Genomic DNA, 22,274 nt, shown 5'->3' on the forward strand with positions numbered 1-22,274 from the left:
TCGGACTGATCCCCAAGTCAGACCTGCCACGGGTCTAGTCAGACCAGCTGAGAGGCGAAGGCGAGCAGGTCGCGGTCGCCGCCGGGGCGGCCGACCAGCTGCACCGCCTGCGGTCCTTCGCCGCCTCCGGCCCTGGGCAGCGGGATCGTCAAGGCCGGCCAGCCGAGCACGTTGAATGGCATCGAATAGCGCATGAACTTCGCCGCCGTGCCGGAGTCGATCTCATCCCAGCGGACCACGGGTCCGTCGATGGCCGGAGTGAGCAGGAAGTCAGTGCCACCGAAGACCGCGAGCGACCGTTCCCGCAGTTCGGCGAGCGCGTCCAGCTGCTTTCGGTATTCGGCCTCGCAGAGGCCTCGGCCGGATTCGATCTTCTTGGCCACACCCGGCTGGTAGTCCGCGGAGTGCTCGGCGTAGAGGTCTTTGTGGACCTCGGATGCCTCATAGAGGCGGATGTAATCGTAGATCGGTGCAAGGTCCTCGAGGAGTTCGGCCAGGGCTGGCCCATTCGCCGAGGTGATCGTGAGTTCCGGGACCGACTTGAGCAGGTCCCGCACCCGGTCGCCGTCATCCGCGAAGAGACTGACATCGATGGTGTGTGCGCTGTCACCTCGGTCATCACCCGAACCGGCTCCCGCAATCACGTCGAAAGCCGTGGTCAGTACGCCGAGGTCGGCAGCGAACAGCCCGACGGTATCGAAGCTCTGCGAGAGTGGGAAGACTCCGTCGACGGGCACGATGCCGAAGGTCGGCTTGAACCCGAGCACGCCTTGGCAGGCCGCCGGCACGCGCACAGATCCGGCCGTGTCGGTGCCCAACGCCAACGGCACCACCCCGGCGGCAACGAGCGCGGCCGATCCGGAGCTCGACCCGGCGGTGCACAGTGCCGCATCGACGGGATTGACGACGCGGCCGAAGGCGGATTCGTCGCCGAGGATTCCGTAGGAGTACTCCTGGCAGTTCGTCTTCGCCACAGGGATCGCGCCCGCCGCTTCGAGTCGGTCGACGACCGGCGCCGAGGTAGCAGCCGGGGCATCGCTGCGCACATTCGATCCCATCGTCGTCGGATAGCCGACGAGGTCGATGACGTCTTTGATGGCGAAGGGAACCCCCTCCAATCGCCGCGGCGGCTGCCCGGAATCGCGGCGGTCGATCGATTCCGCGGTGAGGGCATTCGCGCGGTCGACGGCCATCGCTGTGACGGCGTTGAACTGCGTTCCGGCTCGCTCCACCTCGGCGATGGTGTGCTCATCCATCCGATGAGCCTATCTGAACCGTCGGCGCGAGACCGGACCACGGACGCAGCGCTTCGATCGCCGCGGCGATGTCGAAGGCGCGGGTGTCATCGTACGGGTGAGCGATGACCTGGACGCCGGTGGGGATGCCGCAGTCGGCCGTTCCGGAGGGCACGTTGACGATCGGCACCCGGTTGCAGATGTTGAACGGCATCGTCATATGCGCCTGCCAGTAGTGGTCGAGGCGCACTCCGTCACCAGCTCCTTCGCGTCCGACGCCGTCGGCACCGACCGTGATCCCGTCGAGGTAGCTGGCTCCAGCTTCCAACCCCGCCACCGCCGAGGTGGGCGCCAAGAGCACATCGAAACCGTCCATCGCGGACGCCAGCTCGGCCTGGATCTGTGATTCCATGGCGAGTCCGTCAAAGAAGGATCGGCGGCCGGCGACCGCCTCGGAGTCGGCCATGAACCGCAGCGTGTAGTCGGCCAACGTGTCCTCGTGGCCGCGGGTGGCCGCGCGCATCGCGGGCGCCAACAGGTTCCCGAAGTGCGTGAACGCGGTCTCGAAGATCCGTTCCGCCGTCCACGGCAGTTCGATCTCCTCGACTTGCGTACCCGCCGATTCCAGCGCCGAGGCGACCGCGCGGGTATTCGCTTCGATGTCCTTCCCGACGGGGAAGTCCCCCAAACGCACGCACAGCGCAACCTTGCGGCCGCGGAGTCGATCAGCCGCCTCGGCGGGGTCGAAGTCATCGAGGAACCCAGGTGAGGCGATCGTCGCGTGATCGCTCGGATCGACGCCGACCATGACTTTGGCGAGCAGGGCGGCATCGGCGACGGTGCGCGTCATCGGCCCGTCTCCGCGATACCAGTCGGCGGCCAGGGGTTGGGCGCCGGGGATCCGACCGTACGGAGCTTTGTAGCCGACGGTGCCGGTGAAGGCGGCGGGCAGCCGCGTCGATCCGGCGATGTCCGAGGCCGTGGCCAGAGGCGCGAATCCGGCGGCGAGCGCGGCACCGGACCCACCCGAGGACCCTCCCGGCGAGAGGTCGAGGTTCCAGGGGTTGCGGGTCACGCCCCACATCGGCGAGTGCGTGATCGTCGCGCAGCTGAACTCCGGGGAGGTGGCTCGGGCGTGGACGAATCCGCCGGCGGCGCGGATGCGGGCGATGATCGCGGCATCGTTGTCGGCGATGGTGTCGAGTTCGTGAAGCAGTCCTTGGGTGAGGCCTCGGCCGGCGAGCGCGTGCTTCTCCTTGGCGATCACGGGAAGTCCGAGCAGCGGGCGGGTGGCGGCCGCATCGGCGAGGTCATCGTCGGTGGCTTTCGCGTAGAACGTCTCGGCTTCCCGCGCCGAGGTGACCGCCTCCTCCACGACTTCCGTGACCGCATTGATGCGCTCATCCTCGGCGGTGATGCGGCCGATGAAGGAGGTCAGGTAGTCGATTGGGGACAGATCCTTGGACCGGAAGGCAGCGAGCGCCTCGGTGGCGGACAGGGTCCAGGGTTCAGAGGCTGTGTTGGTGGTCGTGGCGTCAGCGCCGGAGCGCGGGACAGCGCGGCTCATGCGCGCGCCTCGGCGACGGACGAACCGACCCAGACGGCACCGTCGCGGACGGCGGCGAGCTCGCCTCGGACGAGCTCTCCGGCCACCGAGGTGAGGACGCGGACTCCGCGGACCATGTCCTCATCATGGGTGAATTCGCGTTCGCAGTGGGAGACGCCGTCGACGCTGGGCACGAACATCATCACGGCGGGCACGCGGTGGTTCATCGCCACGGAATCGTGGCCTGCCATGGTTTCCAGCCGACGGATGCTCAGGCCTTCGTTGGCGACGGCCTTCTCGGCGAGTTCGACTCCTTCGGTCGGGAAATGGCGCTTATCGCGGATGTCGAAATCCTCGACGTTGATGGTGATGTCGTGGGCGCGGGCGATCTCGGCGATCTGCGACTTGAGGGACTCGCGGGCGGCTTGGACGATGGCGGGGTCGGATGAGCGGAGGTCGGCGACCATGTGGACGCGGCGGGGAACGACGATCGGCGAGTTCGGTTCGACGACGTGCTGACCGACCGAGGACACGAGAGCCTCGTCCTCGAACTCATCGACGACCTCGGCGACGGCGAGGACGACCTTGGCCGCTGCGACGAGTGCATCGTGGCGGTCCGCCATGGCGGTCGCGCCGGTGTGGGACTGTTCGCCGAGGACGTCGATGTCGAGCTTCTGCGTGTACCAGCTGGATTCGACGACGCCGATGTCCGTGGCTTCGCGTTCGAGGATGCGGCCCTGTTCGATGTGGATCTCGGCATAGGAGATCGCCTCGGGCGGTGTATCGGTGCCGGCATAGCCGATGGCGCTCAGGGCCTCAGCGACGGTGGTGCCCTCGAGGTCTCTGACGGCGAGCATCTCGTCGAGGTCGAAGAGCCCCGCATAGACGGAGCTGCCCATGATCGACGGGGCGAAGCGGCCGCCTTCCTCGTTGAACCAGTTGACGACGGCGAGGTTGAAGGTGGGCTGCAGACCGGATTCGACGAGTTCCTCTTTGACCCGCAGGGCGGCGAAGAGGGCGGCGATGACACCGTAGGCTCCGTCGAAGCGTCCGCCGAGCGGCTGCGAATCGAGGTGCGAGCCGATGAGGACATACGGGGCATCGGGAACGAACTCGAGGCAGGCGAACATGTTGCCGATCGCATCCACGCGCACCTCGAAGCCCTTGTCCGTCGCCCAGCCGCGCATCCAGTCACGCGTCTGCTTGTCCTCCTGTGTCAGCGCCTGCCGGTCGACGCCGTTGTTGTCGGTCGCGCCGATGGTGGCGACGAAGTGGAAATCGGTGAGGAAGGCCGCGTCGGATGACGGGGGTGCGGACGACGGGGCGGCGTCGGGCGACGGGGGTGCCTGTTGGTTCATTGCTGATCGCTTCTCTCATGAGGGTGGGTAGTGGTTTGCATGGGTCTGGGGCGCGGGTGGGGCTCGCACATCGCTTTTCGTTCAGTTCATCGCTTTTCATCCCGATGATCTGTACAGAATCTGATGTGAAAGTGGACGAAACCTGATGTCAGGGTGCGCTCATCCGAGTCGTCCGCGGGTCTCGGGCAGTCGGGTGACGAAGATGAGCACAAGGCACACGGCCGCGACAGTCGCCATGTAGTAGCCGGGTGCGGTGTTGACGCCGGTGATGTCGACGAGCCACGTGCCGACGAACGGAGCGGTTCCGCCGAGCGCTGCGTAGGAGATGTTGTAGCTGATGGCTGCCGAGGTGAACCGCGTCTTCGTCGAGAAGCGCTCGCAGAAGAATGTGTAGCAGCCGCCGCCGTAGCAGCACAGCGCGAGGACGAAGATCGTCTGCCCGAGAAATGCCAACCCCATGTGCCCGCTGGTCACCAGTCCGAATGCCGGCACAGAGGTGACTGCGAGCAGGATCGCACCCGCGATGAGCATGGGCCGACGTCCGAAGCGGTCGCCGAGGTGGCCGGCGATGGGCAGGAAGATCGTGTAGCTGGCCATCGCGATCGCGTTTGTCAGCAGCGACTGTTCGCGGCTGAGGTCGCCGGTGGTCTGGATGTAGGTGACGAAGTAGGCCGAGAGCATGTAGAAGCCGAGCGCGGTGACGCCGAGGACGAAGAAGACCTGGAGCATCCCGACCCAGTTCTCGCGGAAGGATTCGCGGATCGGGCTGAACTCCTTGGGCCGTTCTGCGGCGGTCTTCTTGAACAGCTCGGATTCGTCGGTCTTCGACCGGATCCACAGTCCGACGGCCGACAACGGCAGCGCCAGGAGGAACGGAACGCGCCAGCCCCATGAGTCGAATGAGGCGTCGCTCATCACGTCGACAGCAGGAGGATGAGGCCGCCGGCGAACACCGAGGGCAGAGCGGTCGCGGCCAAGGTGATGTTGATCCACAGTCCGCGTTTGGCAATCGGAGCGTGCTCGTAGACGAACGAGGGTCCGCCGACAGATTCGCCTCCGGCGGAGAAGCCCTGACCGAGGCGGGCGAGGATGAGCAAGATCGGCGCGAACCAGCCGATCGTGTCGAACCCGGGGAGGATGCCGATGAGTGCGGTGCAGGCTCCGACGAGGAAGATCGTGATCGTCAGGGTCTGCCGCCTGCCCACCTTGTCGCCGAGAGCTCCGAAGAACAGTCCGCCGAGGGGGCGCATGACGAACGCGACTCCGAAGGTCGCGAAGATGACCAGCAGACCGGTGATCCGGTCGCCGTCGGGGAAGAAGTACTCGGACAGGATCACTGCCGATAGACCGTACAACGTGAAGTCGTAGAACTCGACGAACTGGCCGATGCTGCCGCCCAGGAGCACCTTCCGCTGCATCTTCGTCGACGTGGTTCGCTGCTCGGTCGGGGCTGTGATGGACATCCGGGATCTCCTTAGGGCGCGGGGATGATTTCCACCATCATTGCGATCCACAACACATTAGTCCAACAGATACTTTTGAAACTGGTCATGAGGAAAATCGATGAGAAGCCGAGGTGGCACCTCTCCGCGTAAGCCCCTTACCTCGGCGGCGGACCGCTTACCCACCGACCGCTTTCCCCAGCAACAGCGCAGTCCTCGGCCCGCGGTTCGGGTCCTTCTGTCCGCTTCAGCCGCCTAGGCCCCGAGGATCTCCAAGGTCAGCTCGCAGAAGGCTCGCGCACGCTTGCTCAGCCTCAGCTCTTTCGGCCAGACGATGGCAAGGTCGATGCTCGGGAAGTCGTCGAGCAGCGGAACGTCCACCGTCTTCGATCCGATGTACGTTCCCGAGGACACGCTCTGGCTCAGCAGCGAGTACCCGTGCCCCATCGCCACGAACGACCGCACGGTTTCGTAGCCAGCAAAGGTGTGCCGCACGATCGGCTCGACGCCGGCGATCCGGAAGAGCTCGTCATAGTATTGAGTGCTGAACGGCAGATCCAGTTGGATGTAGTTTTCATCTGCGAGCTCTCGCAGGTGGATTGGTCGCGGCCGTTTCCCACCCCCGCCGAGGTGGTGATCGAGTGAGACGAGGACGTGCGGCTTCACGACGTCGATGAGGAAGCGATCGAAGCGATCGGTCATTCCCAGCGTGTAAGTCAGTGCGAGATCGCAGTCGCCGGCGATGACAGCAGCTTGCAGCTCCTGAAGGTTCGCCTCGAGGTAGTTGATCCGAACATCCGGGTAGCGCTTCTCGAATTCGCTGTGGATGAGCGGCAGGCGGGTGGGCGCGATCGGCGAGAAGACTCCGACAGTGAGGTCTCCACTGAGACGACGTGAGAGGCCCAACGCAGTCTCGCCGAGGTTGTCGGAGGCTTCGAGGAAAGGTGTGACCTCTGAGAGGAATCGCTTCCCGGCAGGCGAGAGCACCACCGAACGGTTGCGCTGTCGGATGAAAAGGTCGAGGCCGATGGCCCGCTCGAGCTGGGCCATCGCCGTCGAGATCGCCGACTGAGTGACGTTGAGCTGCTTCGCCGCCTCTGTCATATGCTCTCGCCGCGCGACTTCCTGGAAGTAGCGCAGCTGCACCAGGGTGAAATCAAGGGCCATAGCTTCTCATCATCTCACTCGCAGCGATCCGCGTGCAGATCCAACCGCGCCGGGGCGGTTCTGTTCGAGCACTACCGACCGACCGTTCCCAGACGGCAGGCTGCAACCCTCCCCAGACGGCAGGCATCGCACAGACCATCCACTTCTACCGGGTCGGATCCAGTTCCGAGAATTCTCCCGACACTTCAGTCGTCACCGATCCCGAGTCAATGCCGACGAGTAAAGTGCCCTGAAACTGATCGAACTCCCAATAAACCACTCAAAAGCGTCCATCAAATTCAACATGTCATTTCCAGTCGAATCTTTTTCGAAGATTCTATTGTCTTCTATTCTCTGACTGCCTACAATTGAGCTAAGAGACCTTCAATGACGAACGGAACTCAACAGCGATGACCTTCACCCCCGACCGCAAGCGACGCAAGTCAGGAAAGCGCGACCGCCGCACTGCCGCTGACTCGCGCGGTGGGGCGAGCAGAAGACCGCCAACGAACACCACACCGGCAGATCTCGTGGGCACCACTTCTCAGAATGTCCACGCACCCGAGGACAACGAGCAAGCACAACCCGAAGAAACATCGGACCCCGCAACACTGGCCGAACAGCTCAAGGCGGCCGGGCTCGACCTCAGCGGCCACCACTTCGCCGAGGTGTTCGAGGCCCTTGCCCCGGTTTCGACCGACGATGACGCAGCCATTGACAATGCGCCGATAGCCGGCGACGAACAAATGAGCGAAGACACGTCGGCTCTCGATGCCGGACAACCAAGCAAAACCGTCACGACCGCCAGCAGAGATAATTCGAGAGCTACCGCCGATCCGGCGAAATCCACAGGGCTCGATCCGAACGCCAAGACTGACTCGACCGCACATGCAGACCCGACCTCATTGTTCGAAACAAACGAGCAGATCAGCTCAACCACGCAGCCCGCCTCCGCTGATCCTGCCAGCCCGGCCAACACAAGCGACTCTGTCGCCGCTCAGCCTGAGGCTGGAACTGATTCTCAACGACCGACCTCACTGCACCCGATCCTCACCGACGCCGCCTGGAACGACCTGGTTGCGAGCGCTCCCGAAATCACCGACTCGATCGCCTCCCTGACCGGACTGGTCGGAGGTCTTCGTGCATTCGACCGGCCGATGGGACCGAACGAGGCCCTGCAGGTTATCGATGGGGCCGAGGCTCTGCGTCGGCTCAGTGAATCTCTGTCCACTCTGGCGCTGGCCGTCTACGAACGTGTCGGCACGCCTAAGGACAGTGGCGCCAAGTCGACCAAGGCGCTCATCCAGGAACGCCTCAACCTCTCGGGACGAGAAGCGAACCGCCGGGCAAGGCTCGCAGAGAATCTCGGCGGACGAGTCGCACTCGACGGACAACCCCTTGAGCCCGAACATCCGCTCGTCGCCGAGCAGCTCCACCTCGGCACTCTGCCCGCGGAGCACCTCACCGTCATCGAAGACTGCCTCAAGGCACTGCCCGCGTGGGTGGACCACGAGACGAAGTCCCGTGTGGAGACCGACCTCGTGAAGTACGCGAAATCGGTGACTGTGAGCGAGCTCCGCGACATCTTCCGTCGGATGCTCGCTCTCATCGACCCCGACGGTGCCGAGCCGCTCGACCCCAGCGATCGTTCCGCCTACTTCATCACTGCCCGGCCCAAGCGCAATGGAGACTGGAGGCTGGAAGGCGTCCTCGATCCCGTGGCGGGATCCGAACTGCACGGACTGCTGACCTCCAGGATTCAATCCGTGAAAGGCACCACATCGACAACCGCAGAACCCACCGACTCCGAGGCGGACGAAGGCGAGCGCGAAGACGCTCCCCCACTCGTCCCGAACGCCGAGCCAGAACAGACTCCCGGTAGTGGCAGCCTCGGCCAGACCTTCGATGAGCACCGGTTCGAACCTCTCGATGCCGTCCTTACCGGAGATCGTTTCGATGCACCTCCATGGACTGTCATCGAGGCCACCGGAGACAACGAAGCCGAATCCGCGGGTCCCGGTGCCAACCGTCCCGTTCCTGCCGGTCACGGGGTCCGCGCCAATGGTTCGGCCGTCGATCTCATGAGCGAGCAGCCCAATGCGAAGGCCTGGATCTACGAACGTTTCGCCACTCTCATTTCGCGCATCAGCATGAAGGAAGCCGCCAAAGGTTCGCCTTACGCCCTGGTCGTCACAGCAAAAGCGTCCGACATTGCCAACGGCATCGGCGAAGCCACCACAGGCTCCGGCGACCGCTTCCCGATGGGCGACGTCGCTCGGCGCGGCCTCGATGGCACCGTCTTCTTCCACCTGATGGACGAAAAGGCTCGCACGGTGGAAGTCTGCACGGAACAGCGCTTCGCAAACAAGAAGCAGACCGCAATCGTCACCGCCAGGGATCGCGGATGCGTGTTCCCCGGTTGCGATGCACCGGCGGGGTGGTGCGACGTGAACCATGTTGTGCCGCACGCCCTGGGCGGCAAGACCGACATCAACAACATGTGCCTGCTGTGTTCCTTCCACCACCACCTTATGGACCGCTCCGACTGGGAAGTCTTCATGCTCGGCGACGGACGGCCGGCATGGCGACCGCCCGAAAGCACCGACCCTGCTCGCATTCCAATCCTGCACTCACGATTCATCACAGACGACATCATCGAGGGCCTCTTCGGCACGTAGCGGGGCACGGCCATTCAATGGCACCGCTGTGCCTCCATTCTGATGTGAGCGCGAATGGCCTTGTCGCGGCTGCCTTCACCCCACAGGACTCGGGTTTACGCGCTAGTCGGAGCGCAGGCGGCACAGCAATCGGCCCGAAAACGGTCCTCGCCGGTCAGAGACCAGACGCTGCATAAGAGATTCTCAGACGGGTGCAAATAGACTGGCCCCATGCACCTCGGCCCAGTCACTTCCAGCGCGACCGCGATTCCGCACGACATCTCGGCGGCAATCCCCAGTCCTTCCATCTCTAGCTTCCAACTCGGACCGCTGACGATCCACTTCTATGCGCTGTGCATCCTCGTGGGCATCATCATCGCGATCGTGCTCACGAACCACCGCCTGACCAAGCGCGGAGTCGAAGAGTGGCAGGTCCTCGACATTGCGACCCTGGCCGTGCCGATGGCCATCGTCTTCGCTCGCATCTACCACGTGATCACGCACTACACCGACTACTTCGGTCCCGGTCGCAACCCGTGGAACCCCTTCGAACCAGGCTCGGTGTGGGCCATCTGGGAGGGCGGAATCGCGATCTTCGGATCGCTCATCGGCGGCACGCTGGGTGCATGGATCATGTGCCGCCGCCTCGGCCTCAAGCTGACCACTCTGCTCGACGCCCTGGCCCCTGGTCTCATCCTTGCCCAAGCCTGCGGACGCTTCGGCAACTGGTTCAACCAAGAGCTCTTCGGACTGCCGACCACCCTGCCCTGGGGCCTCGAGATCGACCCCCGCAATCCCGCCATCCCACCAGGCACCCCGGCTGACACGCTCTTCCACCCGACGTTCCTCTACGAGGTCGTCTGGAACAGCCTCGGCGCATTCGTCCTGCTCTATCTCGGCCGCCACGTCTTCTTCCAGTGGGGACGCCTCTTCGCCGTCTACCTGATGTGGTACGGCGCCGGCCGCATCGTCTGGGAATCGATCCGCCTCGACCCGAGCTTCGTCATCCTCGGCCTGCGTACGAACGTCTGGGGTGCAATCGGCGCCGTCGCGCTCGGTGCGCTGATCATGATCGTGCAGTGGAAACGCCATCCCGAACCCGAGGAATCGCCCTTCCTCCCCGGACAAGAACCCGAACCTGCGAAGGACTGACGGCACCCCTCGCCGAGGCGGCTCCCCTGCCCCGTCGTCTCGCGCGGTTCCCTTCCTTGACCGGACGATCCACTCTTTCTCCGGAAACGACCGGTCACCGATCACAGGCGACCAGGGCTGAGGTTCACTCAAGCTGAAATGCTGTCCCAGCCGAGGCAGGAGGGGCGGCACCCGCCGACTATCTACTGCAAAGTAACGTAGTCGTCATGCACTTCTTCCGTATGCTCCTGCACCTCTTCAGGTCCAAGCAGCGCTCTGCCCGCGACATTTGGGACACGTATTTCCTCCCCATGCGCGTCCACCTCGGCGAGATCGACATCTTCATGCATCTCAACAACGGCAAGTACCTGTCGATCATGGACCTCGGCCGACTCGACATGATGATGCGCAGCGGAGCCTGGCAGGCAATGCGCGAGCGCGGGTGGTCCGGAGTCGTCAGCGGCGAGACCATCAGCTTCCGCAAATCACTCAAACTCTGGCAGCGCTACAACCTCGAGACCAAGGTCTGCGGAATCGACGAGCGCACCGTGTTCTTCGAACAGCGCATGGTCGTCGACGGCGAGATCTTCGCCCGAGCCTATGTCGCCACTCGCCTGATCTCCGATGACCGGCCGCTCACCAGGGACGACCTCATCGAGGCCTTCGGGATGCCGGAGAACGAACCTGTGCTGCCGGAGTGGATCCACGATTGGCGCCGTGACAACGCGCTGCCCAGCACCCGCCGGCCTGCCTGGAGCAGCTGGACATGACTGAGCCCTCGTCCGGACCGAGCAGCGGTCCGGACAGAGCCGTGGTCCGCGTTGGGTTGCGGCCGGCACTGGACCGTGGTCCGAACAGAGCCGTGGCCGGGACGGCGCCGCAGCTCGACACCACTGCGAGCAACCCCGCCGCACGGACTACCGCCCCGCCTCGATCCACTCCTTGAGGCGGCCGAGACCGGTTGTGATCGCGGTTTCGTCGATGCCTGAATATGCCAGCCGGATATAGGAACGATCCTCTCCGGGCTGTGGTGAGCCGAAATGCTCGCGAGTGCAGAATGACACTCCCGTGGCATGCAGCGCCTCTGTGGAGAAGTCGGCCAGAGTCGCGATTCCCTTCGCCTCCATCGCCTCGGTGACATCGGGGAAGACGTAGAACGTCGACCCCGGGGTCGCCGCGGACATGCCGGGGATCTCATTGATGAGCCGACAGGTGGCATCACGTCGTTTGCGCAGCACCTCCAACATCTGCCCGACCGGCCCCTGCGGCCCACGCAGGGCTGCGATCCCCGCCCACTGCACGTACTGGTTTGTGCAGGATTCGTCGTTGGTATTCATCAGCGAGATCGCCTCGGCGACCTCCTTCGGCGCTACCGCGCACCCGAGACGCGAACCGGTCATCGCGTACTTCTTCGAGAACGTGTAGAGGATGACGGTGCGCTCGCGCATGCCCGGCAGCGCGGCGATCGACTGGGACTTCCCGCGATAGCGCATCTCGAAATACGCCTCGTCGGAGAGCACCCACAGGTCGAATTCCTGCGCGATCGCAGCGATGGCCTCCCGCTCCCCCGGGGTGGATTCCGCAGAGATCGGGTTCTGCAGGTCGTTGTAGATGATCGCCGTGGTGTTCTCATCGATCGACGCCCGCAGGTGATCGAGGTCGATCGCGAAACCGTCGGAGGTCGGAACATAGCGATAGGGCAGAGCTGTACCGCCGAAGTATTCGATCTGGGATTCGTAGATCGGGAATCCCGGGTTCGGGTAGAGCACACCTTCGCCGGGGTTCATCACCGCTTGGAGGAATTTCGTGATCACGGGTTTGCCACCGGTGGTCACAACCACCTCGGCGGGGTCGATCGTCATTCCGCGCCGCGAGCCGATGTCATCGGCGAGCGCCTCCCGCAGTTCGGGGATCCCCGGCCCGGGGCAGTAGCCGGTCTTGCCGTCGCGGATCGCCTGCTCCATCGCCTCGACGATGTGAGGAGCGAGCGGAAAATTGAGATCGCCGAGGTGGAACGGGAAGACCTCGTTGCCCTTCGCCTTCCAGTCGGCGGCGGCCTGGGCCACGCGGAAAGCGGTCTCGGTGCCGAGGTTGTCCAAGCGGCGAGCAGTCTTCATCGTCGGCTCCTTCTTCGGGGTCCATCTCTTCGGGGCAGTGCTGAGGTGTCGGTGCTGCTCACCGTGGGACGAAACCGTCCCAGGGCACGGTGCGCACCGGTTCACTCACGATAGAGCACCTGACCAGGGGTTGTCAGCGATGTCCGTGCCGGAGGCCATATTGTCAGTCACCGACGAGCGTGCGATTGCGAAGAATCGTGGACGTCCTGCGAAACGCACGCGAACTGACGACCTGCGGCAACCCTCACCCCTCGCTGGGCGCGACGTACAGCTTCCGCAGCGGCGCCCCATCGATGTGCCAGCGGGTCTTCATCCCGGCATCGAGGCGGACCAGCGACCCCGGCACCAGTTCGATGGGGTCACGAAGGGGTTCGTCGAATTCGACGCGTCCGGTCCCGGAGATGACGAGGAAGACCTCGTGACCTTCGATATCGCGCATCGATCCCGCGCTCATCTCCCACAGGCCGAAGTCGGCTCCCCCGATGGTGCCGAGTTCGGCGAATCCCGTCGTCACCAGCTCCACCGCCGAGGCGGCCGACCTATCCTGCCCCACCGACCCAACCGTGCCGGCTTCCCCCGCCGAGTCTGCCGGAATAGTCTGCCACTCCTCGATCGGCTCGTGGCTGAGAGGAAATTCGCGGGTGTTGATCGGCTCCATTGCGCTCATGCGAACAGTGTAATCAGTACAGCTATCTGCGTCCCGCTATGACGAAGAAATCAGTAGAGAGCCGAGCTCGTTTCAGCACTCAATACAAACCGTTGCAACTATTTACTTCACCTTGAGCGTGAGATAGAACTGTTTTCGTAGGCGACCACATGGTCCGCCTCGAGTTCAGGAGATGATCCGTGTCCTACTTCAATGGTGAAGCCTCACACTGGCTGGCGGCCTCCCCCGCCGACGACGTCGACCCCGCACCGCTGCCGCGCGAGAAACAAGATCTCGTCATCGTCGGCGGCGGACTGACCGGCCTGTGGTCGGCCTATTACGCCAGGCAGGCTCACCCCGAGTGGGCGATCACGATCATCGAGGCCCGCCACATCGGCTACGGTGCATCCGGCCGCAACGGCGGATGGCTCTCAACCCTGCTGCCGGGCAACCGCACCAAGTTCGCCGAGGCGGTCGACCGTGCCCGGAAGGACGATCCCACCGGGCCGGTCGGCTCGGCCGGGCTCGACGGCGTGGCCAGCGTCAGCGCCTTCCAGTCCGCGCTCTTCGACTCCATCGACGAGGTCCTCGCCGTCTGCAAAGCTGAAAGCATCGATGCCCACCAAATCCGCGGCGGCCATATCGACATTGCTCAAACGGAGGCCGGCCTGTCCCGGCTGCGCGACCTTGAGGCCGGCAATGAGCAATTCGGATATGGGCCCGAGGACATGCAGTTCCTCGACGCCGAGGCGACTCGTGCCCGCATCAACGTCGACGGAGCGCTCGGCAGCCTCTACTTCCCCGGTACCGCCGCCATCGATCCCGCACTGCTCACCCGGGGACTCGGCCACGTGCTCAGGGAACAGGGCGTAACCATCTGTGAGGCCACCTCGGCGAGGCATATCCGAAAGAATTCGGTCGCCACGGACCGCGGGCCGGTGCGCGCGGACACGATCTTCGTGTGTCTTGAGGGGTATTCGGACACGGTCGGCGGCGACCTGCCGGGCCTGCAGGGACGGCAGGTCATCCCGGTGTTCTCGTCGATGATCGTGACCGAGCCGCTGCCGGACGACGCGTGGGCGTCGATCGGCTGGGAGGGGCGCGAATGCCTCGGCGATACGGCGCACACGTTCATCTATGCCCAGCGCACGGCTGATGGCCGGATCGCGCTCGGCGGCCGTGGGGCGCCCTATGCTTTCCGGTCGGGCCTGCCCGGTGACGGTGAGGTCCCCGCCGAGGTGGTCGACCTCCTTTCCGGGCGCCTGACCTCGCTCTTCCCCGACCTCGAGTTCGAGGTTGCTCATGCCTGGCGCGGTGCGCTCGGGGTGACCAGAGACTGGTGCGCCGGTGTCTTCTTCGACCCGACACAGCGCATCGGAGTGGCCCGCGGCTACGCCGGGCACGGGGTGACGGCGACTCATCTGGCGGCGAAGACCCTGCTCGATCGGGCTGCCGGGGCATCGACGCCCTTGACCGGGCTGCCGTGGAACGACCACTTCTCCGGGCAGTGGGAGCCCGAACCGATTCGGTGGTTGGGCATCCGGTCGATGTACAAGACCTTCGGCATTGCCGATGCGTGGGAGTCAGCGATAGGGGCGAAGAAGACGAGCCTGCTCGCCCGACTCGGATCCCGGCTGGCGGGGTTGCACGAGTAATGGTCTTACGCAGTGATCGACCACTGCCGCAGCCCACGCGAAGGAGGCAGACTGAATCCATGACGAGTTCGCACAGCCGCATCTCCCCCATGGCCGCTTCCTACCCGGCGTCGAGCATCCGCAAGATGTTCAACCTCGCCCTTGACTTCCCCGATGCTGTGAAGCTCACCGTCGGCGAACCGGACTTCACCACTCCGGAGCACATCAAGGCCGCCGGCATCCGCGCGATCGAGAACGACAACACCCGCTACGTCGCGAACGCTGGCATCCCCGAACTGCGGGCTGCGATCGCCCGGAAGTACTCGAATCGGTGGAATCGCAGCATCACGCCCGAGAACGTCATGGTCTCCTTCGGCGCGATGGAGGCGCTCACCTTCGCCCTCGACGTCACCGTCAGCCCGGGTGACGAGGTCATCATCCCCGACCCGAGCTTCCCCAACTACATGGGTCAGGTGCACCGCCTCGGCGGCGTTGCCGTGTCCGTTCCCGTCACCGAGGACAACGATTTCAAACTCCGCGCCGAGGATGTCCGCACTGCGATCACGGACAAGACCGCGGCCGTGATCATCAACAGTCCGTCGAACCCTTTGGGTTCGGTCATGGATCGGGCCGACCTCGAGCAGATCGCTGCGCTGGCCGATGAGCATGGGTTCACCGTCATCTCCGATGAGGTCTATGACGAGATGGTCTTCGACGATGCCGTCTTCACCTCTATCGCCGAGGTGAAACCATCCACCGCCGAGGTGGGGGCTGAGTTCGATCGGTTCCTGGCCATCGGCAGCTTCTCGAAGACCTATGCCATGACCGGCTGGCGGTGCGGTTTCGTCATCGGCTCGCAAGATTTCATCGCGCCGATGGCACTGCTGCAGGAGGGGCTGACCTCGAGTCTGCCCGGGTTCGTCCAGGAGGCAGCGGTCGCCGCAATCGAGGGACCGCAGATCGCGGTCGATGAGATGGTCGCTTCGTATGCCAGGCGGCGTGAGCTCATGGTCGAGCGCGTCAACGCCATCGCGGGCTTGAGCCTGCTGCGGCCGGCGGCGACATTCTATGCCTGGGTGAATGTGTCCGAGTGGGGATTGGACTCTTGGGAACTGGCGACCCAGCTGCTCGAGCAGCACAATCTCGCGACGATCCCCGGTTCGGCCTTCGGCCCGGCCGGCGAAGGCTACCTGCGTCTGACCTTCGCGGTCTCGGACGAGACCATCAGCACGGCGTGCGACCGGTTGGAGGCATTCGCCGCCGGGCGGTGATGCCGGGAGTGTTGGGCCACCGACCGCTCAAGTTACCGTCGAACGCGCATCGCGTAGCGTGAGCAGTCGACGGGAAGATCCACGGTCGCTGATCCGCACCTCACTCCACCGCGGCGAGCGCTGAATTCCAGCTTCCGTAGAACTTCCGCACCGCTGCAGCAGAGGGCACTTCGCCCTTATGTTCGGCGGCGTATTCGGTGTAAGCCTTGTAGGTCGCGGCGGTCCCGCGTGATTCGCAGTCGGCGAGAAATTCGGCGATCGCCTTGTCGTAGGCATCCGAGTCAAAGCGCAGCTGCCCCTTGGCTCGGCCGATCTTGTTCGTCGCCAGACCCGCCGCCTTGAGCGCTTCGTTCCAGGACCCGAACCTCTGCACCGCGGTTTGACTGGTCGGCGGCCAAATCGTCGCCCCCTGCACCGAGGTCGCACCGAGGCTGTCGAGCACCGACTTGCGCAGTTTGTCGTACCGGCTCGCGGTCAGACTAGGGACCTCCGCCCGGCCACGGACGTACGCAACCGCCGCAGCCACCTCGGCGAGAGTGGACGTCACAGACGCCCCTGAATTCTCGAGTTGGACGGTCAGCGCGGACTCCACCTCGGCGAGGGTCTCTCGGTCGGTGGGGCTGAGCTTGGCCGGGTCGGCACTCGCGGGGATCCCCGGCGTACCGGTGGAATCGAGGCTGCGGGCGGTGATGAACAGCAACGCACCGAGCACGGCCAGCGACGAGGTGTGGGTTCTCCCGGTATCAGACATCCAGTCCATTGTACGTTTCAGATGGTTCCCTGCTCAGGATCACCGCCACCGTGGAGATCAGCACCGGGGCTGGGTCAGCTGGATCGTCGGAATCCTGTCGGTTTCATCGCCCGAACATCGAGCATCGTATTCAACGCGAAGAACAGACCGCTGATCACGACCGCAGTGATCGCGGCCAATGGGATCGAACCGGTGATCAGCAGGTAGCCTCCGCCGAGCACGAGCACCGACGCACCCGCCGACACCAGACGCCCGGTCATCTTGCCGCCGATGTCGCTTCCGCTGAGGACGACGTCGATCGTCCGTGAGATGACGAACCACGCGACGAGAATGCCCAAGGTCGCGAGCAGCGATTCGGGCAGACTCAATCGCATCTGCAGATGCATCGTCTCGCCCAGCAGGGTCGCGGCGAACGGGACGATCAGCGGCAGTCCCAGAGCGATGAGAATCGGGCCAGTGAGGGTGAGGACCAGCCGGTGGCGATACAGCGAGCGCATGATTCGTCCTTTCTTCTTGCGATGTTGAGTCTGAGCCCTGTGAGCCGCGATCCAGCGACTTCAGCCGGCCAACAGGGCGAGCGATCCGGTGGCGATGAGCGTGGTCAGGGTCGTCCAGGCGATGATCGCGATGCCCTGCCACAGCAGGATCCACGAGGTCTTCACACCAGCGCCGACGAGGATCGTCGACGTGATCTGGGTGGGAATCGCCAGCGGTCCGAGCAGGCTCGCACCGGGAACACCGAAGCGAGTGAGGAACTTCTTGAACTTGACCCGGCCCTTGGACTCAGGCTTCCCACCTTCACCGAGGTGGTCCTCCGTCGCCGCGTCACCGGCATTGCCGTCGGCCGCTGAATCCGGAGAGAGAACGTCGGCGGATCCATTCCGCGTGGCAGCGGCCTCGGGCACAGCACCATCAACCGCTCCGGAGCCGACACCTGCGCCGACTCCCACGGCCGCGAGCTCTCGCTTTTCGCTCTGACGATTCACGACGGCGCGGCGGGCGCGGGCTCCGAGGAGCACGATGACGGTGACGCAGATGAAGTTGCCGATTGCTCCGGCGATTCCGGCGAGCACGGGGTTCATTCCGGCCCAGACGCCGATGATCGAGGAGATCTCACCCTCGATGAAGGGGATCGCCCCTGCCGCGGCGATGATGAACGGCTGAAGCAGATCCGGAACCTGAGCGGCGAGACCTTGGAAGAATTCGATGATGGGGTTCATAGTGTCCTCCTGAACGTGATCGGCAGATCCCGGCTCGGATGAACCGGGTCTGATGGTTGATACGTTCAGTACAGACTGTGTTCTCAGAACAGGGTCAAGCCCTTATCGTCGAACCCAGCGAATCCTCAGCTCTCTTCCCCAGTCACTGTCTTCAGCTCTTCTTCTCGTCGGCCTTCTTCAGCCCTCTTTCTCAGCCCTCTTCCTCTGCGGCCACGTGCTTGATGAAAGCGATGAACCGCTCGCGATCTTCGTCCGGAATCTCGAGAGTCGGGAAGACAGAGATGAAGGCACGCTGGATAACGTCGATCTGCGCGTCGTTGTAGAGCTCTCTGAGCGAGCCGATGATCGCAGCCTGCCCCATCTTCACGTCCCCGGTCATCCGCTCGGTCGGCGCGAGGAGCCAGGGTTTCGCTTCGAGCTGTCGCTTCATACTCGGAGCGATCTGCTCTGCCAAGCGTGCGCGGGTGGCGTCGTCGGCATCCTCGGCGAGCTCATCGACTTCCTGGTCGTACGGTGTGGTCTCGGACATGATGGACCGCATCTCCGCGAGCGCCGATTCCTCGTACAGGGTCGAATAGATGTTCATCAGTGCGCGGTCGGAGTTCGACATCCGGGCGGCGATGTCGATGAAGCCTGAAGCAGTATCGATCGGCGCTCCGTGTTCGAGGAGCTGGGACACCTCGGTGCGTGCCTTTTCCAGGGCCGCGATCTGCTCACCGAGGTCGGACTCGAGCTGTTTGAGGGCGAGCTGCTGCTGTTCGTGATCGTCTTCGACCGCACCGATATCAGCCAACGGGATCCCGAGCTCGCGCATCCGCCGGATCTGATGGAGTCGCAGCAGGTGGGAAGCCCCGTACTGTTTGTATCCGTTGCTCATCCGTTCGGGCTCGGTGAGCAGCCCGAGCTTGTGATAATGCCGAATCGTATTGACCGTGGTTCCGGTCAGACGCGCCAATTCGCTCGTGCTCCATCCCACGGTCAGGTCCTTCCGCCGATGCCGTGTCGATCGCGGATGCGCTCCAGTCTAGTTGGAACGGACGCACAGGTGGAGCCGGATCGGAACAGCCACGTTCGGTACACGGGCGAACGGCCACCGCCGCGTCCAGATCCCGCCGGGCTCAGCGCTCGGCGAGCAGAGCCGCGAGACCGGTGATCCCACCGACCCCGGTGGGTTCGGTCGCGGTCAGCGGCAACTGTGTCATCGGAACCGTCGGCACCGCGGACCTCAGCCGTGACACATGCTCATCTTCTCGCTGTCGTCGGTCCGCGAGGAACTCTCCGGCGTCGGCCGGTGAGCGTCGATTGACGACGATCCCGGACAGTTCGATGCCGATTCCGCCGAGGTCGGTGACGAGACCGAGCGTCTCGGCGACCGGCAGCTGTTCGGCGATCGTGACGATGAGGAACCCGGTCTGCCGTGAGTCGGAGATGGACCGTCTCAGCGCGGCGAAGCGATCGCGACGAGCCTGCAGCCTCTGCCGGAGTTCGGCATCCGGCGTCGGCGTCTCCTCCTTGGGGCTGACCAGGTGGCGGGCCGCGGCGGCGAAACGCTCGGACCGGTCGCGGTTGGACAGCAGCGTCTCCGCCCAATCGGTCAGACGCTCCGGCAGCGCCAGCAGGTGCAGGGTATGGCCGGTCGGCGCCGTGTCGACGACGACGAGGTCGTAGTCGGCCGCCTCGGCGAGGATCGTCGCGATCCGCTCGAGCACCGCCGACTCGTGGCTGCCGGGAGCCGACCTGGCCGAGGCCAGATGCGCCCGAGCCGCGCGGTGAGTGCTCTCGGGCAGCATCCGCGTCATCATCCGTTCGACGGAGGCGAAGTGCACGTCGATCGTCGCTTCGGGGTCGACCTCGAGGGCATCGACGAATCCACGCTCACCCGTATGGACCCGCCGAGGTTCGTCCGCGAGCTCCTGTCCCCAGATGTCGCCGAGGTTGTGCGCCGGATCCGTGGACACGAGCAGGACGCGTCCGCCGTCGTCGGCCCGGGCCATGGCCAGCCCCGAGGAGACGGTCGTCTTGCCTGTCCCGCCCTTGCCGCCGACGAACAGGCACCGGTGGTCGCGCGCGATGTCTAGCAGCATGCGATGTGGTCCAGGGGCGAACGGGGCAGCCCCATGCGGCGATGCCAGGCATGGAAGTTCTCCCACAGGGCGGGCATGAGCTCGGCCGTGTAGTAGGCCGCCGGGTCGGGCACCCCGAGGGCCTCACCGAGGACGACGACGGTGAAGAAGTCGTCCTCGGCCTGCTGTTCGCGCTTGAGGGTCTGCCGGTAGGGGCCGACATAGAACTCGACGAGTCCGTCCCGGAACGACGACCACCACTGCCCGAGACCACCCGAGCTCCCGGAATGCGACTGGGACATCGGCTCAGACGTTCTCTCGGGTCGCGACGAGCCGCTCGTCGGCGTCCGGGTCCTCGGGCGGTTCCGCCCATGCTCGCCGCATCGCCTGGATCGTTTCGATCGCCACCCAGATGCTGGCGATGATGATGACGACGTCGATGGCGAAGAGCAGCCAGTCCTGATTTCCCGGCGTGGTGAAGCTGACGAGCTGCTCGATGGCCGCCCAGAACGACATGACGAACACGAACACGAGCGGCACGAGGGCCGGTGCCGGGTTGCGCCGCTTGCGGATGAGGATGACGGCGATGATCGACAGCGACAGGGATGCCATGAGCTGGTTCGTCGTGCCGAACAGCGGCCAGATCCGCAGTCCGCCTTCTCCGCCGAGCCCCTGGGAGAAGGTGAGGCCGAGGCCGATGACGACGACGAGGAGCGTGGCCGGGACGTTCGTGATCTTGATCTTCACGGCATCGCCGACCTCTTGGATGACGAAGCGCAGCAGACGCATGCCTGTGTCCATCGTCGTCGCGGCGAAAAGCACCGCCATGGTCGCGAGCACCGTCGCCGACAGCGATGCCGGCAGGCCGAGGCCGTGCTCCATGAGGGCGCCGCCGCCCTGGACGAAGGCCCCGACTCCGCCTTCGCCGAAGGCCGAGTAGATCTCGTGCCACGCTGCGGTGGACTTGATGCCGCCGATGATGGCCAGCACGGTGCCGAGGGCGAGCAGCCCTTCGCCGACAGCCCCGAAGTAGCCGACGAAACGGGCGTCGGTCTCCTTGTCCAGCTGCTTCGAACTCGTCCCCGAGGCGACCATGCCGTGGAACCCCGAGATCGCACCGCAGGCGATCGTGACGAACAGCAGCGGCACCATGCTTGGGGTGCCCTCCGGCACTGCGGTGTTGATGGCGGGGGCGACGATCTCGGGCTTCGTCGCCGAGAACAGAGTCGCCGTGAGCACGGAGCCGAAGAGGAGGATGAGTCCGATGAACAGCTGCACGCCGTTGATGTAGTCGCGCGGCTGCAGCAGGACCCACACCGGAAGCAGCGAGGCGATCGCTCCGTAGACGAAGAGCACGACGATCCAGAAGGTCGCCGGTCCCACGCCGAGGAAGTCATCGGGCAGGGCGACCGGAACATAGTTGCCGAGCACGATGAGGCCGTAGAGCAGGATGACGCCGACGATGGTGACGGGGATGAGCGGCACCCGCAGACGGTAGACGCAGACACCGACGATGAGCGCCACGCCGATCGCACCCCAGGCCGGGATCACGGCAGACGGGGTGCTGATGAGCAGGTCCTTGATGACCACGGCGAAGGCCGCGATGACCATGAGCAGCAGCAGGAAGATGACGATGAGGAAGAGGTTCGCCCCGCGCTTGCCGATATAGCGCGCCGACAGGGCTCCGATCGACCGTCCCTTATTGCGTTCGGAGGCCCAGAGCGTCCCGAAGTCGTGCATGCCTGCGAAGAAGACGGTACCCAATGTCACCCACAGCAGGGCGGGCAGCCAGCCCCAGATGACGGCGATCGCCGGGCCGACGATGGGCGCGGCTCCGGCCACCGAGGTGAAATGGTGGCCCCACAGGATGTATTTGTTCGTGGGCACGTAGTCGACCCCGTCGTGGAGTTCGTGCGACGGAGTGGTGAAGGAGTCGTCGAGCTTGAAGATCTTGCGCCCGAGGAACTTCGAGTAGAGGAGATAGCCGGCGATGAGCATCGCCAGCCCGATGATCATGATCAACAGGGAGCCCATGAGGACCCTCCCTTCGGAGTCGA

The 22,274-nt window shown here is 64.6% G+C and carries 20 protein-coding genes; 5 read left to right on the forward strand and 15 right to left on the reverse strand.

The genetic code is table 11. From position 1 onward, the window contains the following. Positions 1 to 38: 38 nt before the first annotated feature. From AC2W7L_RS05930 to AC2W7L_RS05955, 6 genes are all read right to left on the reverse strand, one after another. A complete protein-coding gene (locus tag AC2W7L_RS05930; protein ID WP_486003686.1) occupies positions 39 to 1,256 on the reverse strand; it encodes an amidase in 1,218 nt (405 codons plus the stop codon). Further along, positions 1,249 to 2,802, reverse strand: a complete 1,554-nt coding sequence (locus AC2W7L_RS05935; protein WP_486003687.1) for an amidase — start codon at positions 2,800 to 2,802, stop codon at positions 1,249 to 1,251. The genes AC2W7L_RS05930 and AC2W7L_RS05935 overlap by 8 nt, the downstream gene beginning before the upstream one ends. Further along, positions 2,799 to 4,139, reverse strand: a complete 1,341-nt coding sequence (locus AC2W7L_RS05940; RefSeq protein ID WP_486003688.1) for a M20 family metallo-hydrolase — start codon at positions 4,137 to 4,139, stop codon at positions 2,799 to 2,801. Before AC2W7L_RS05940 ends, AC2W7L_RS05935 begins: the two co-directional genes overlap by 4 nt. Before the next feature lie 159 nt (positions 4,140 to 4,298). Beyond that, entirely contained in the window at positions 4,299 to 5,054 is a 756-nt protein-coding gene (locus AC2W7L_RS05945) for an MFS transporter (protein WP_486003689.1), read from the reverse strand. Further along, positions 5,054 to 5,602, reverse strand: coding sequence for an MFS transporter (locus AC2W7L_RS05950; RefSeq protein WP_486003690.1), 549 nt, complete (start codon positions 5,600 to 5,602; stop codon positions 5,054 to 5,056). Before AC2W7L_RS05950 ends, AC2W7L_RS05945 begins: the two co-directional genes overlap by 1 nt. A 234-nt stretch (positions 5,603 to 5,836) precedes the next feature. After that, entirely contained in the window at positions 5,837 to 6,748 is a 912-nt protein-coding gene (locus AC2W7L_RS05955) for a LysR family transcriptional regulator (protein WP_486003691.1), read from the reverse strand. 389 nt (positions 6,749 to 7,137) lie between these two features. On the opposite strand from AC2W7L_RS05955, the gene AC2W7L_RS05960 reads away from it, so the two are divergent. From AC2W7L_RS05960 to AC2W7L_RS05970, 3 genes are all read left to right on the forward strand, one after another. Next, complete coding sequence (locus AC2W7L_RS05960) at positions 7,138 to 9,405, forward strand: DUF222 domain-containing protein (RefSeq protein WP_486003692.1); 2,268 nt, start codon at positions 7,138 to 7,140, stop codon at positions 9,403 to 9,405. Between the two features lie 210 nt (positions 9,406 to 9,615). Continuing rightward, the gene (gene lgt, locus AC2W7L_RS05965) at positions 9,616 to 10,536 is read left to right on the forward strand and encodes a prolipoprotein diacylglyceryl transferase (protein WP_486003693.1); all 921 of its coding nucleotides are present in this window, start codon (positions 9,616 to 9,618) and stop codon (positions 10,534 to 10,536) included. Between the two features lie 206 nt (positions 10,537 to 10,742). Next, positions 10,743 to 11,285 carry an acyl-CoA thioesterase gene (locus AC2W7L_RS05970; RefSeq protein ID WP_486003694.1) on the forward strand — a complete coding sequence of 181 codons (543 nt, stop codon included), beginning with the start codon at positions 10,743 to 10,745 and terminating at the stop codon, positions 11,283 to 11,285. 147 nt (positions 11,286 to 11,432) lie between these two features. Here AC2W7L_RS05970 and AC2W7L_RS05975 read toward each other — a convergent pair whose 3' ends face one another. Beyond that, complete coding sequence (locus AC2W7L_RS05975) at positions 11,433 to 12,632, reverse strand: pyridoxal phosphate-dependent aminotransferase (protein WP_486003695.1); 1,200 nt, start codon at positions 12,630 to 12,632, stop codon at positions 11,433 to 11,435. A 244-nt stretch (positions 12,633 to 12,876) separates the two neighbouring features. Further along, entirely contained in the window at positions 12,877 to 13,299 is a 423-nt protein-coding gene (locus AC2W7L_RS05980) for a cupin domain-containing protein (protein WP_486003696.1), read from the reverse strand. 179 nt (positions 13,300 to 13,478) lie between these two features. Between AC2W7L_RS05980 and AC2W7L_RS05985 the strand changes: the two genes are divergently transcribed. Together AC2W7L_RS05985 and AC2W7L_RS05990 are read left to right on the forward strand one after the other, a co-directional pair. Next, complete coding sequence (locus tag AC2W7L_RS05985) at positions 13,479 to 14,933, forward strand: NAD(P)/FAD-dependent oxidoreductase (RefSeq protein ID WP_486003697.1); 1,455 nt, start codon at positions 13,479 to 13,481, stop codon at positions 14,931 to 14,933. 59 nt (positions 14,934 to 14,992) lie between these two features. Then, the gene (locus tag AC2W7L_RS05990; RefSeq protein WP_486003698.1) at positions 14,993 to 16,183 is read left to right on the forward strand and encodes a pyridoxal phosphate-dependent aminotransferase; all 1,191 of its coding nucleotides are present in this window, start codon (positions 14,993 to 14,995) and stop codon (positions 16,181 to 16,183) included. Positions 16,184 to 16,283: 100 nt separating this feature from the next. Here AC2W7L_RS05990 and AC2W7L_RS05995 read toward each other — a convergent pair whose 3' ends face one another. From AC2W7L_RS05995 to AC2W7L_RS06025, 7 genes are all read right to left on the reverse strand, one after another. Next, the gene (locus tag AC2W7L_RS05995; protein ID WP_486003699.1) at positions 16,284 to 16,934 is read right to left on the reverse strand and encodes a homing endonuclease associated repeat-containing protein; all 651 of its coding nucleotides are present in this window, start codon (positions 16,932 to 16,934) and stop codon (positions 16,284 to 16,286) included. 74 nt (positions 16,935 to 17,008) lie between these two features. Further along, positions 17,009 to 17,431, reverse strand: a complete 423-nt coding sequence (locus AC2W7L_RS06000; protein WP_181271353.1) for a hypothetical protein — start codon at positions 17,429 to 17,431, stop codon at positions 17,009 to 17,011. A 60-nt stretch (positions 17,432 to 17,491) separates the two neighbouring features. Then, positions 17,492 to 18,154 carry a small multidrug efflux protein gene (locus tag AC2W7L_RS06005; protein WP_486003700.1) on the reverse strand — a complete coding sequence of 221 codons (663 nt, stop codon included), beginning with the start codon at positions 18,152 to 18,154 and terminating at the stop codon, positions 17,492 to 17,494. Between the two features lie 190 nt (positions 18,155 to 18,344). After that, entirely contained in the window at positions 18,345 to 19,130 is a 786-nt protein-coding gene (locus AC2W7L_RS06010) for a helix-turn-helix domain-containing protein (protein ID WP_370036548.1), read from the reverse strand. Between the two features lie 142 nt (positions 19,131 to 19,272). Then, positions 19,273 to 20,238 carry an ArsA family ATPase gene (locus tag AC2W7L_RS06015; RefSeq protein ID WP_486003701.1) on the reverse strand — a complete coding sequence of 322 codons (966 nt, stop codon included), beginning with the start codon at positions 20,236 to 20,238 and terminating at the stop codon, positions 19,273 to 19,275. Next, positions 20,229 to 20,519: a cory-CC-star protein gene (locus AC2W7L_RS06020; RefSeq protein ID WP_025777499.1), complete on the reverse strand. Its 291-nt coding sequence runs from the start codon at positions 20,517 to 20,519 to the stop codon at positions 20,229 to 20,231. Before AC2W7L_RS06020 ends, AC2W7L_RS06015 begins: the two co-directional genes overlap by 10 nt. Positions 20,520 to 20,523: 4 nt before the next feature. Next, a complete protein-coding gene (locus AC2W7L_RS06025) occupies positions 20,524 to 22,251 on the reverse strand; it encodes a carbon starvation CstA family protein (RefSeq protein WP_190246529.1) in 1,728 nt (575 codons plus the stop codon). Between the last annotated feature and the right edge of the window lie 23 nt (positions 22,252 to 22,274).

This window comes from Brevibacterium sp. LAARM3_SD1 (assembly GCF_057364765.1).

Coding starts and splice junctions, on each gene's coding strand:
- AC2W7L_RS05930 (WP_486003686.1), bottom strand. CDS start 1,256: ATGGATGAGCACACCATCGCCGAGGTGGAGCGAGCCGGAACGCAGTTC.
- AC2W7L_RS05935 (WP_486003687.1), bottom strand. CDS start 2,802: ATGAGCCGCGCTGTCCCGCGCTCCGGCGCTGACGCCACGACCACCAAC.
- AC2W7L_RS05940 (WP_486003688.1), bottom strand. CDS start 4,139: ATGAACCAACAGGCACCCCCGTCGCCCGACGCCGCCCCGTCGTCCGCA.
- AC2W7L_RS05945 (WP_486003689.1), bottom strand. CDS start 5,054: ATGAGCGACGCCTCATTCGACTCATGGGGCTGGCGCGTTCCGTTCCTC.
- AC2W7L_RS05950 (WP_486003690.1), bottom strand. CDS start 5,602: ATGTCCATCACAGCCCCGACCGAGCAGCGAACCACGTCGACGAAGATG.
- AC2W7L_RS05955 (WP_486003691.1), bottom strand. CDS start 6,748: ATGGCCCTTGATTTCACCCTGGTGCAGCTGCGCTACTTCCAGGAAGTC.
- AC2W7L_RS05960 (WP_486003692.1), top strand. CDS start 7,138: ATGACCTTCACCCCCGACCGCAAGCGACGCAAGTCAGGAAAGCGCGAC.
- lgt (WP_486003693.1), top strand. CDS start 9,616: ATGCACCTCGGCCCAGTCACTTCCAGCGCGACCGCGATTCCGCACGAC.
- AC2W7L_RS05970 (WP_486003694.1), top strand. CDS start 10,743: ATGCACTTCTTCCGTATGCTCCTGCACCTCTTCAGGTCCAAGCAGCGC.
- AC2W7L_RS05975 (WP_486003695.1), bottom strand. CDS start 12,632: ATGAAGACTGCTCGCCGCTTGGACAACCTCGGCACCGAGACCGCTTTC.
- AC2W7L_RS05980 (WP_486003696.1), bottom strand. CDS start 13,299: ATGAGCGCAATGGAGCCGATCAACACCCGCGAATTTCCTCTCAGCCAC.
- AC2W7L_RS05990 (WP_486003698.1), top strand. CDS start 14,993: ATGACGAGTTCGCACAGCCGCATCTCCCCCATGGCCGCTTCCTACCCG.
- AC2W7L_RS05995 (WP_486003699.1), bottom strand. CDS start 16,934: ATGTCTGATACCGGGAGAACCCACACCTCGTCGCTGGCCGTGCTCGGT.
- AC2W7L_RS06000 (WP_181271353.1), bottom strand. CDS start 17,431: ATGCGCTCGCTGTATCGCCACCGGCTGGTCCTCACCCTCACTGGCCCG.
- AC2W7L_RS06005 (WP_486003700.1), bottom strand. CDS start 18,154: ATGAACCCCATCATCGAATTCTTCCAAGGTCTCGCCGCTCAGGTTCCG.
- AC2W7L_RS06015 (WP_486003701.1), bottom strand. CDS start 20,238: ATGCTGCTAGACATCGCGCGCGACCACCGGTGCCTGTTCGTCGGCGGC.
- AC2W7L_RS06020 (WP_025777499.1), bottom strand. CDS start 20,519: ATGTCCCAGTCGCATTCCGGGAGCTCGGGTGGTCTCGGGCAGTGGTGG.
- AC2W7L_RS06025 (WP_190246529.1), bottom strand. CDS start 22,251: ATGGGCTCCCTGTTGATCATGATCATCGGGCTGGCGATGCTCATCGCC.